The following is a 10,787-nucleotide window of genomic DNA, read 5'->3' as shown; positions in this document are numbered from 1 at the left end:
AGAGGTGTTCTCAAAGCCCGAAATGAGCGTTAAAGATGAAAAACGGTAGGAGAGGCGCGTTCTCAAAGCCGGAACCGATAGTTGAATATGGAAAACGGTAAGAGAGAGGCCGTCTCAAAGCCCAAAAAGATCGTTAAAGATGAAAAACGGTAAAAGAGGGGCGTTCTCAAAACCCGAACCAATAGTTGAAATTAGCAAACGGTCTCATAGCTAGATCTATACACCCAAATAACCCACTGTACCACTCTAATTGTCTAACAGAACCTCCACAACACACAAAAAAAGCCGCCCCCAATAAAAGAAGCGACTCTCTAATATATCCTACAAATGATCTGTTTTCTTAGAATATTGACGTTCACCTTTTTGTGCATTCTTCTCACGTTGCATATTCTTTTCGTGGAGCTTGGCGTTATTGTCTTTCGCTTTTTTATCGTTATCGCTTGTATGTGGCATAGAAAAACCTACCCCTTTCTCAAAAAGATAGGAATAGGTTGTCCTGCCTGCATGAAGTTATGTGTTACGCTTTTTTCCCATTGAGGAAGAATAAGGCGATGGTTCCAGGACCCGCATGAGCGCCTACTGCTGACCCGATTGAAGTAATCGTAAAGTCATCACAAGCACAAGATTCTTTAATCATCTCTTTTAACGCTTCTGCAGTAGCAAGATCATCTCCGTGGCTAATACCGATTCGTTGACCAGACGTGTCAAAACCGTTTCGTTCCCTCATTACTTCCACCATCCGGCGCAAAACTTTCTTACGGCCACGGATCTTTTCCAATGGTATCAATTTTCCGTCTTCCATGTGAAGCAAAGGCTTAATATTTAGCAGGCCTCCAACAAATGCGGATGCTTTACTTACGCGGCCGCCACGAGCTAAATAATCCAAATTATCCACAGTGAAAACATGTTCCATATGACTAATATCATGATTTATGGAAGACAACAATTCTTCTTTGGATGCACCATTACTCGCAATTTCAACAGCACGCTTTACTACTAGTCCATATCCAAGTGAAGCGCATTTCGAATCAATGATGGTCAGATCAAGATTAGGGTATTCTTCCAATACTTCGTTTTGCATAAGTACTGCTGTTTGATATGTACCTGATAATTCTGAAGAGAATGCTACATAAATAGCTGTTTCACCATTCTTTGCTACACTAGTAAATAAATCTTTCATAAAGACGGGGGATGCTTGTGAGGTTTTCACTACTTCACCACTGCGCATGGCATCATACACTTGGGAAGAATCAATAGTGACCATGTCCTCATATTCAGTTTCTCCAAACAGTACTTTTAGCGGAATAAGGTCTATCATTTCACTAGAAAAAAATTCTTTTGGTAAGTCACTTGCACTATCTGCAATAATTCTTATTGTCATAAGGTCACCTTCTTTACTATACTTACAAGCATGGGTTAAGCTGTATGAGGATAATATACGTTATTTCCTTAAGAGGAATAATACTCCTTTTTTCAAGTTTACCCATTAATGAATGACTCTTCAAGAAAAGAAAATGGAGTTTTTCGTTTCGGAAGGGTAAAAAGAGGCAAAATACATAAAATAAGGCAGCAGGCTGTTAGGAGGTTTTTGGCCATATGAATGTCCAGCAACATGTAAAAAAAGTGCTAATTGTACTAATAGGAGCTTTTCTTAATGCAATTGCAATGAACTTCTTCTTGATACCCGCGGATGTTTATGCAAGCGGGTTTACTGGTGTATCACAGTTGATATTCCGTATCTCAGAAGACTTTCTTCCTTTCACCATTTCGACAGGTATTACGTTATTGCTCCTTAATATACCGGTTACGATTTTAGCGTGGAAGAAGGTAGGACGCTCTTTTACTATTTATAGTTTTCTTAGTGTTTTCCTTATGTCATTTTTCCTAGAGGTTGTACCGATTTACAGCTTTAATGATGACATTTTGCTTAATGCTGTTTTTGGCGGTGTCATTGCCGCAGTAGGTGTCGGTTTAACACTTAAGTGGGGGGCTTCCACAGGTGGTCTTGATATCATCGCCATGATTTTATCGAGAATGAAGGACAAGCCTGTCGGGACGTACTTTTTTGCGCTGAATGCAGTAATTATTGTTACGGCCGGGCTTGTATTTGGGTGGGAAAAAGCCCTATACACGCTTGTGACACTTTATGCTTCTACTCGTGTTATTGACGCCATACACACAAGACATGAGAAGTTGACTGCCATGATTGTGACGAAGAAGGGGCAGGCGGTAAAAGAAGCCATTCATGCGAAAATGGTGCGAGGAATAACATCTGTTCCTGCACGCGGAGCATTTACCGGAGAAGATAAGGAAATGCTGATGATCGTTATCACTCGTTATGAGATGTATGATTTGGAGCAGATTCTGAAGGAAGCGGATCCGAATGCTTTTACTAATATCGTGCAGACCGCTGGTATCTTTGGATTCTTCCGGAAAGATTAAGTACCGTTAAATTTCCGCAAATGGCTTCACATTCCTAAGGGCGGTGCTTGAGCCTCCTCGGCTACGCCTGCGGGGTCTCCACCTAGCGCTATCTCACCACAGCTACAACTCAAAAAAACAGCGCACAAGCTCTCATATGGCTTGTGCGCTGTTTTGTGTTACTTATTTTGTTGGCTGTTGAAAAGTTCTTCCTGCAATTCGCGAAGCTGTGCTTTTTCGGCTTCGTTTGAATTTGCATAAGCGGAGGATAATGCGTTTTTGGCAACACTCATCGAATTCGAATTGCTTTCAGATGAATAATCATGTTTATGGTTATGCTCAGATGCAGCATCATGCTTGCCCTTTACCACATTCATCACTGCTTCACGAGCGGATTGGAATAATTGGTTTCCCATTTTTATATTCCTCCAAGAGAATTGCGTTCAGCTTGATGTGCTTTACGTTCTTCTGCTTGTTCCATCGTCAGGTGATAAGGGATTTGCTGGTCATGAAGCTGTACAGAATTTTTACCCTGTTGAACAAAACGTTTTGATTTGCTGCTTCTACCCATTATGAAAGCCCCCCTTTTCAAATAGGACAATCACTTGTCCACTATCTAGTCTAAGTAAAAATGTTGCTTTCTATAAGGGGAAATATTGGTCTTAAAGCCGCAGTTTTTTCTCTAGGAAGACAGCAATCCCATCTTCTTCATTACTTAAGGTGACTTCGTTAGCTTTTGCTTTCAGCCCTTCAATTGCATTACCCATAGCAACACCAGTACCTGCATACTGAATCATTTCATAATCGTTGTCTTCGTCCCCAAATGCAATGATGTTTTCTTTCGGTATATTGTAATGAGCCGCAACTCTTTGTAAACCCACAGCTTTGTTCATCCCAGTCCGGACAAGTTCTATGACGTGCCAAGGTGCAGCCCATCTTCTGTGATCAATGACCTCTGCATGAACTTCCGATAAATATTTTCTAATTTTCGGCACTTCATCTTCACTTGCATGAATGAGTATACATGTAGGGTCCTTTTTAAGTACTTTTCTCAGGTCACCTGTCTCTATTTTGGGATTTCCAAATCCGAAAATGTCTAACAACTTTTCATCATGAAAGTGAAAATAAACATCATCCATTACTTCTGCCAGTATATTATGTATGTTATATTTCTCGCTTACTTCGACTATTTCTTTTACTGTATCAATGGAAAGTGGCTCATGATAAACTCCCCATTCATCGTTGCCAGGAAAATGCACAAATGCCCCGTTGAAGTTCACGATGGGAGTGGTAAGATTCATTTCTTCATAATACATGATGCTTGCTCTGTACGGACGTCCCGTTGCGATTACTACTTCATGTCCTTGCTCCATCGCTTTTTGCAAGGCGATTTTATTTCGTTTGGAAATTTTTTTGTCATCTGTCAATAAAGTTCCGTCTAGGTCAACTGCGATTAGATGTTTTTCCACCGTATCAAACTCCTTTTTTGTACATAAAAAATATTCCTGATTCAAGTGTAACCTTTTTCAAATTTGATTGTCTACATGTTAAACTAGACAAGAGTCGATGAAATAGGAAAATTGAGGTAAATATGAACAGGGGGACGTAAGATGATCAATGTCGTCAAACAAAAGACAGGTGCTGTTTCATTTCTTCATGTATGTGAAGCAGATTCCTTTTCAAGTTTGAAGCCTACTGTTATCTTTGTACATGGGTTTCAAAGTGTAAAGGAAAATAACTTACATTATGCCTACCTTTTAGCAGAAAAAGGATTTCGGGTAATACTTCCTGATTGCATTCACCATGGAGACAGAGACAGCGGATTGAAGAGTCTAGAAATGATGCAAGCTTTTTGGGAAATTGTCATTCAGACTGTTCATGAAATAGATATCCTTAAAAAACATCTAACAGAATCAGGATTATCCCATGAAGATGAAATTGGGGTTGCCGGCACTTCAATGGGTGGAATTATAACATTTGGTGCATTAAAAAAATATTCTTGGATCAAAACAGCTGTCAGTTTAATGGGCTGTCCTAGTTATCAAGATTTTGCACGCTACAAAGTGGACAAATTCCTTGAAGCAGGTTTTGCTTTACCATTTACTGAAGAGCAATTGGAGTCCTATTATGCTAAATTAAAACCATATGACCTCTCAACCGATCCATCATCCCTTAACGCGCGGCCTTTGTTATGTTGGCATGGAAAACGAGACCTAGAGGTTCCGATTGATCCTCTCTTAACGTTTGTAAATAACAATAAAGGTTATTATAAAAATAAGCCAAATAACATGAAGGTCATTGTGGATAAAAATGCAGATCATAAAGTGACCAGAGAAGGTGTGTTGGCAACAGTGGATTGGTTTGCTGAGCATCTAACTCAAAATATAAAGGAGCGATATCATGCAGGAAGCATTAAAAGATAAAGTAATGGAAATTTTGGAGGAAGTAGAAGACCCAGAACTAGGTGTAGACATTGTTAACCTTGGACTAGTATATGATGTGGAAATAGATGCATCCAACAATGTGGAGATAACGATGACATTGACATCGATCGGCTGCCCGCTCGCGGGGGAGATCGTGGAAGATGTGAAAAAGAAGCTGTCACCAGTCGAGGAAATCAATGAGGTGGATGTAAATATTACATTCAATCCGCCTTGGAGCAAAGATCGCATGTCTCGTCTCGCCAAGATAGCATTGAACGTTACAGACTGAGGATTGCTTAGAAATGGATGACAAACCCTTCTGTGGTGGGAGTCATGAAATAGGACAACTTGGGTACGATAAAAGGGAGATAGTTTCATCTCATTTTTAGGACAGTCTTAGAATTTTCATGATCTGACTATAGGAGGTAATCGTATGGGACAGAATCAACAATTCAGACCGGGTCAAAAAGCGCCGAATAACGGGATTTATCTTGAAATTGGGGAGACCGGAAGCGGAGTTAAAAATCCTCAAAAGGTAAATTTAAAAGCCGGGGACACTTTTCCCGAAACTTCCAATCATAATCGCCTATGGGCGAAAAAGCGCCGTCCGTAACTATTAAGTCATCCTCTTTTTATTGAGAGGGTGGCTTTTTTGGATATATTCTTTTCACCAAATGGAAACTTTTACGAGGAAAATACGTAATTAAAGCTGGATTCTAACTTTTTTAGAGGTTATTGTAACTATTTTTGTCGGGATTGCAACTTTTTAAGAGACTATTCTAACTATTTTCGTCTTTATTCTAACTTTTTCAAAAAAACTCTGATTATAAGGGGTGTCCTCAAATATGAACATCAATCAAATGACCACCAAGCTCCAGGAGGCCATTGTGATGGCCAAGAGTCTTGCAGAAAAGATGAAACATCAGCAAATTGAACATGAGCACCTTCTTCTTGCATTGCTTCAACAGTATGAGGGGCTTGCAGAAAGAGTCCTGCAAAAGCTGAAAGTAGACACTCAATCGCTCCAAACAGCTATTAATAACCTGCTTAAAACAAAACCTGAAGTAATCGGTGCAGTAAGCGACGCATACATAAGCAACCAACTGAACCAAACATTCAAAAAAGCCGATGAATGGAAAACAGAATTGGAAGATGATTATCTCTCCATTGAACATATTCTTCTTGCTCTATTCCATAAAAATTCCACTACACATCAGTTGAAAAAATTGAGTAACAGCCATGAAATTACCGAAACTCGTCTAAAACAGGCCATCCAAGAAATAAGGGGGAACCAAAGAGTGACATCAAAAGAGCCAGAATCTACATACGAAGCGTTGAGAAAATACGGAAGAGATTTAATCGAAGAGGTAAAAAGCGGAAAGCTAGACCCTGTAATAGGCCGTGATCAGGAAATACGTAGAGTTATTAGAATCCTTTCTAGAAAAACAAAAAATAACCCGGTACTTATCGGAGAACCCGGGGTAGGAAAAACCGCAATAGTTGAAGGTCTTGCGCAGCGTATCGTAAGAAAGGATGTCCCAGATGGCCTGAAGGATAAAACCATCTTCTCCTTAGATCTTAGTGCACTCGTTGCAGGTGCAAAATACAGAGGGGAATTTGAGGAGAGATTGAAAGCTGTCCTTCAGGAAATAAAAAAGAGCGACGGACAGATTTTGCTTTTCATTGATGAACTGCACACGATAGTCGGAGCCGGTAAAACGGAAGGTTCTATGGATGCCGGAAATATGCTCAAACCGATGCTCGGGTGCCACCACTCTAAATGAACATAGACAATACATTGAAAAAGATCCGGCGTTAGAACGTCGCTTTCAACAAGTGCTTGTGCAAGAACCAACAGTTGAAGACACTATATCCATCTTACGTGGACTCAAAGATCGTTTTGAAATACATCATGGTGTCAACATACACGACCGGGCTATTGTTTCTGCCGCGGTTCTATCCAATCGATATATATCAGAACGCTTTTTACCAGACAAGGCCATTGACCTGGTGGATGAAGCATGTGCCATGATCCGGACAGAAATAGATTCGATGCCTTCTGAACTTGATGAAGTGACAAGAAGGGTGATGCAACTAGAAATTGAAGAAGCGGCACTAAAGAAAGAAAAGGATCAGGCAAGCGTGGAGAGGCTCACTCCACTTCAACAAGAACTAGCCAACTTAAAAGAGCGTGCTTTTGCTATGAAAGCGCAATGGCAACTGGAAAAGGATGATATCCAATTAGTAAGAGATAAACGGGAAGAATTGGAAAAATTAAAACGTGATCTGCAAACGGCGGAAAATAATTATGATTTGAATAAGGCGGCAGAACTTAGACACGGGAAGATCCCTAGTTTAGAAAAAGAACTAATGCAACTTGAAGAGAAAGCTAAACAGAAGAAAGAATCCAACCAACTGTTAAGAGAAGAAGTAACGGAAGAAGAGATAGCTGGCATTGTGGCAAAATGGACAGGCATCCCCGTTACGAAGCTTGTGGAAGGGGAAAGAGAGAAGCTCTTAAAATTAGAGGAAATTCTACATGAACGAGTTATTGGTCAGGAAGAAGCCGTTCAACTTGTGTCGGAGGCTGTGATTCGTGCAAGAGCAGGAATCAAGGATCCAAATCGTCCAATCGGCTCTTTCATTTTTCTTGGCCCTACTGGGGTTGGGAAGACGGAGCTTGCTAGAGCGCTTGCTCAATCCCTTTTTGATAGTGAGGAACAGATTATTCGCATTGATATGTCAGAGTATATGGAAAAACATGCTGTATCAAGATTAATCGGTGCACCTCCAGGATATGTTGGCTATGAAGAAGGAGGACAATTAACCGAAGCAGTCAGAAGAAAACCATATTCTGTCATACTTTTGGATGAAGTAGAGAAAGCTCACCCTGAAGTTTTTAATATCTTATTGCAAATGCTTGATGATGGAAGAATTACAGATGCACAAGGTAAAACTGTCGATTTTAAAAATACGGTTATTATCATGACCTCCAATATCGGCTCTCCTATATTGCTGGAACAGGGAGGGGAGGAGTTAACAGAGGATACGAAGCGAAAAGTTATTCAGCAATTACAAAGCCACTTCAGACCGGAATTGATAAATCGAATAGACGATACCGTCATCTTTTCTCCATTGTCCAAGAATCAAATTGGATTAATTGTAGAAAAGTTAATAAAGGATTTACAAAAGCGACTAGAGGATAAACATTTGATATTAACTATTTCAGATGAGGCGAAACGCTTTATTGCCGACAGTGCCTATGATCCTGTTTTTGGTGCACGACCGCTAAAAAGGTTTATCCAAAAACACATTGAAACCCTTATTGCAAAGGAAATAATTAAAGGAAGCATCCAAGATTTTCAAAAAATTATTATTGATGTAGAAGAAGGAAAATTCATTATCTGTGACAAATAATAGTATTAGATAAATTTAGTACTATGAGGTTTTCTAGCAGTTTATTGGAGCAAAAGGCGAAGACTCCTCGAAAATGCTACGCATTTTCTTCATGCGATGAATCGCTGCAGTAGCCTTCCTTGTCCTGAGGGAGCAAGCGCTAGGTGGAGACCCCGCAGGCGTAGCCGAGGAGGCTCCAGCAGTGCCCCTAGGAAAGCGAAGCCGTTTGCGGAGATAAACTGCGGTCTTTTACCCAACAAAAAAAAGAACTTGTCTCTGGGAGCAAGTTCTTTTTTTACAAAAATTAATGCTTTTCTGCTGGTTCGTTTGGTAACGCTTCCCCGATCAACATAACTAATACAGAGAAAACGATTGCAATAATTGAAGCTAATACGTAGTTATATGTATCACCCTGCATGTTAGCAACAACATAAGAAACCATGTTTATAAGAAGAAGTGACCAGAAAATAGTCCAAAATGCGCGCATTGTGACTCCCCCTCCATTCATTATTTCAAAAGCTCATTCAGAGGATATTTTACCACAAACACGACATATAATAAATGTAAAAATGTTTAACATAGTCGAAAAAGGGGTTGTTAAATGGTGAATAGTCATGAAAAATTACTTGAATTGAAATTATTATTAGAGCAAGAGGGGAGTAATTTGACAGAGCTTGGTCTACGTACATTGGAGAGTTTGAAAGAAGAGTTACAATATGATGAGGTGGGAAGGGAGTAGGTTTTAACGCCTTCCTTTTTCTTTTTTTTTACATATTTTTGTGGTGAATAATATGGAAAAGTGGCCTTTTGACTCTGTCATTACAGAACTTTTCTACATAGCATACGATATATGAGTTTGTGAAATGGGAGGAGATGAGTCAGATGAGCTTAAATCAACGTTTTTTTCAAATGGGCGGTCAATGGAATGCTGTTCATGTGCCTGAAAAACCGAATGGTTTCGGCTGTCTAATCATTGGGGATACCAACCATTTCGTGGATGATCATAATAGCCTTTGGTTACAGCATATCGGGCGAAATAAAATTGTGGAAGAAATTCTGAAATGTGGATATACGTTGTTTTATTCCAACCTTTATGGCGCTCACTGGGGCAGCAGCCAATCTGTCCTATTGGCCAAACAACTTTATCATATCATTATGAAACAGGAAATCTTGAATGATAAAATTCATATCATTGCAGAAGGAATGGGTGCGTTGACAGCCATGCAGTTAATGGAAGAGTTAAAAGAAAAGATTCGCTCTGTTGCATTCATTAATCCCTGCATGGACATAAAAGCACAACTTGCACAAGAAAAGGACCGAAAGTTCTTCTATAAAAAAGTGAAAAATGAAATTGCTAAAGCATATAATGTGCCGGTTAAGGAACTAGAAGAATATCAGGAACTTCCAGACCTTTGTCAGTTTCAACAATGTTCATTACCAGTGAAAATTTGGCAGACCACTACTAATTTTACGTTTGATCCAAACCTTCATTGCAAAAAATATGAGGAGTTACGGTCAAAGAATCACTCACCGGTCACAGTTACGTATCACCTGGTGGAAAAACGCTATTCATACGGTCCATCCATATGCCAGTTCTTTAAAAAATATGAACAAGAATTATAAAAAGTCCCATTCCGCACTCATGGAATTGGGACTATAATTTTGTATTGTTGCATATGGATACAATATCAATGAAGATAGGTGGTAAATAAAAATGATGAAAAATGCAGTGGTCATTGGAGCCACCACACAAGTTGGTTTCGCACTTTGTCAATACTTGATTAAAAAAGAAGTAGAAGTGACGGGTATGTCATGGTCAGAGAAACTGGATGAGAAATCAGAAGATATGCTGATGGAAATTGGACGTAACGCTTTCTTCCGTTACCAATCCAAATGTTCTTTTTCTGAAAGCATAGATCTTTTGTTTTATTTTTTAGACGAAGTAGAAAAAGTTGAAGATAGAGAATGCGATTTCTATCGTGAGTTAGCAGAAATAGCAGAAAATGCGAATAAGATAGTATTTATCTCTTCTTATCGCAAGATGTCATGGAATGATGAATATAGAGAAAAAATAATGGATCAGTTAACAACCAGCTCCAATCCATCTTGTTACGTGATATATTTACCAATGGTGTTTGGTCCATGGCAACAAGAAGAGGAACCGGTTCATAAAAGGTTATTAGAGGAAATAGAACAAAAAGAACCAGAACCGATAGCAATCAAAGAAAATGATGTTTTGTTTGTAGAAGATGTCGCAGAAGCTATTTATACTTTCCTCAACCGTCACGAAGAAGTGACAGAGGTCCTTTTTCAAAATGATCATTCAGAAGCGATGGAAGAATTGATAAAGGAATTAAATTTAACCTTCCTAACTTCTGTTGAAACGGAGCAAACAAAAAAGCTAGAAAAGTACAAAGTGCCACAAAGCCGTTCCATAAAAGAAGGTATTCAAGCACAAAAAGATCAGATGAATAATAAATTAAAGATAGATTAGTAAAGAGCCGCCCCTCTATTTCAGACAATTTAACAGATTATTAACTTTTCCTT

General features: G+C 39.3%; 13 protein-coding genes and 1 pseudogene. 8 read left to right on the top strand and 6 right to left on the bottom strand.

Annotated elements, in window-relative coordinates:
- Positions 1-321: 321 nt before the first annotated feature.
- Both AAV98_RS19940 and AAV98_RS08910 read right to left on the bottom strand, forming a co-directional pair.
- Positions 322-453 carry a DUF3941 domain-containing protein gene (locus AAV98_RS19940; protein ID WP_082380839.1) on the bottom strand — a complete coding sequence of 44 codons (132 nt, stop codon included), beginning with the start codon at positions 451-453 and terminating at the stop codon, positions 322-324.
- 64 nt (positions 454-517) lie between these two features.
- Positions 518-1,381 carry a DegV family protein gene (locus AAV98_RS08910; protein ID WP_060665210.1) on the bottom strand — a complete coding sequence of 288 codons (864 nt, stop codon included), beginning with the start codon at positions 1,379-1,381 and terminating at the stop codon, positions 518-520.
- Between the two features lie 215 nt (positions 1,382-1,596).
- Between AAV98_RS08910 and AAV98_RS08905 the strand changes: the two genes are divergently transcribed.
- Positions 1,597-2,442 (top strand): YitT family protein, encoded by an 846-nt coding sequence (locus AAV98_RS08905; RefSeq protein WP_060665209.1) that lies wholly within the window; start codon positions 1,597-1,599, stop codon positions 2,440-2,442.
- A 158-nt stretch (positions 2,443-2,600) separates the two neighbouring features.
- Here AAV98_RS08905 and AAV98_RS08900 read toward each other — a convergent pair whose 3' ends face one another.
- The 3 genes from AAV98_RS08900 to AAV98_RS08895 form a co-directional block, all read right to left on the bottom strand.
- Positions 2,601-2,837 carry a DUF3813 domain-containing protein gene (locus tag AAV98_RS08900; RefSeq protein ID WP_060665208.1) on the bottom strand — a complete coding sequence of 79 codons (237 nt, stop codon included), beginning with the start codon at positions 2,835-2,837 and terminating at the stop codon, positions 2,601-2,603.
- A 2-nt stretch (positions 2,838-2,839) separates the two neighbouring features.
- Positions 2,840-2,992, bottom strand: coding sequence for a hypothetical protein (locus tag AAV98_RS20575; protein WP_010192046.1), 153 nt, complete (start codon positions 2,990-2,992; stop codon positions 2,840-2,842).
- Between the two features lie 91 nt (positions 2,993-3,083).
- On the bottom strand, positions 3,084-3,890 hold the full coding sequence (locus AAV98_RS08895) for a Cof-type HAD-IIB family hydrolase (RefSeq protein ID WP_060665207.1): 807 nt from the start codon (positions 3,888-3,890) through the stop codon (positions 3,084-3,086).
- Positions 3,891-4,031: 141 nt separating this feature from the next.
- On the opposite strand from AAV98_RS08895, the gene AAV98_RS08890 reads away from it, so the two are divergent.
- From AAV98_RS08890 to clpB, 4 genes and pseudogenes are all read left to right on the top strand, one after another.
- Positions 4,032-4,844, top strand: coding sequence for an alpha/beta fold hydrolase (locus AAV98_RS08890; protein WP_060665206.1), 813 nt, complete (start codon positions 4,032-4,034; stop codon positions 4,842-4,844).
- Complete coding sequence (locus AAV98_RS08885) at positions 4,822-5,133, top strand: metal-sulfur cluster assembly factor (protein WP_060665205.1); 312 nt, start codon at positions 4,822-4,824, stop codon at positions 5,131-5,133. Before AAV98_RS08890 ends, AAV98_RS08885 begins: the two co-directional genes overlap by 23 nt.
- Before the next feature lie 144 nt (positions 5,134-5,277).
- Positions 5,278-5,457: a YjzC family protein gene (locus AAV98_RS08880; protein ID WP_010192036.1), complete on the top strand. Its 180-nt coding sequence runs from the start codon at positions 5,278-5,280 to the stop codon at positions 5,455-5,457.
- A 232-nt stretch (positions 5,458-5,689) separates the two neighbouring features.
- Positions 5,690-8,261, top strand: a pseudogene (gene clpB / locus AAV98_RS08875) (ATP-dependent chaperone ClpB).
- 283 nt (positions 8,262-8,544) lie between these two features.
- Here clpB and AAV98_RS08870 read toward each other — a convergent pair.
- Positions 8,545-8,727: a YjzD family protein gene (locus tag AAV98_RS08870; protein ID WP_060665204.1), complete on the bottom strand. Its 183-nt coding sequence runs from the start codon at positions 8,725-8,727 to the stop codon at positions 8,545-8,547.
- A gap of 114 nt (positions 8,728-8,841) precedes the next feature.
- On the opposite strand from AAV98_RS08870, the gene AAV98_RS20250 reads away from it, so the two are divergent.
- The 3 genes from AAV98_RS20250 (at position 8,842) to AAV98_RS08860 (ending at position 10,734) form a co-directional block, all read left to right on the top strand.
- Positions 8,842-8,979, top strand: coding sequence for a hypothetical protein (locus AAV98_RS20250; RefSeq protein ID WP_156317701.1), 138 nt, complete (start codon positions 8,842-8,844; stop codon positions 8,977-8,979).
- A gap of 143 nt (positions 8,980-9,122) precedes the next feature.
- Positions 9,123-9,863, top strand: a complete 741-nt coding sequence (locus AAV98_RS08865) for a hypothetical protein (protein ID WP_060665203.1) — start codon at positions 9,123-9,125, stop codon at positions 9,861-9,863.
- Positions 9,864-9,954: 91 nt separating this feature from the next.
- On the top strand, positions 9,955-10,734 hold the full coding sequence (locus AAV98_RS08860; protein WP_060665202.1) for a hypothetical protein: 780 nt from the start codon (positions 9,955-9,957) through the stop codon (positions 10,732-10,734).
- Positions 10,735-10,787 lie beyond the last annotated feature (53 nt).

Origin of the sequence: Bacillus sp. CHD6a (genome assembly GCF_001293645.1) — a bacterium.
Lineage (GTDB): Bacteria > Bacillota > Bacilli > Bacillales > Bacillaceae_I > Sutcliffiella_A.
This window is presented reverse-complemented; position numbering and strand designations above follow the sequence as displayed.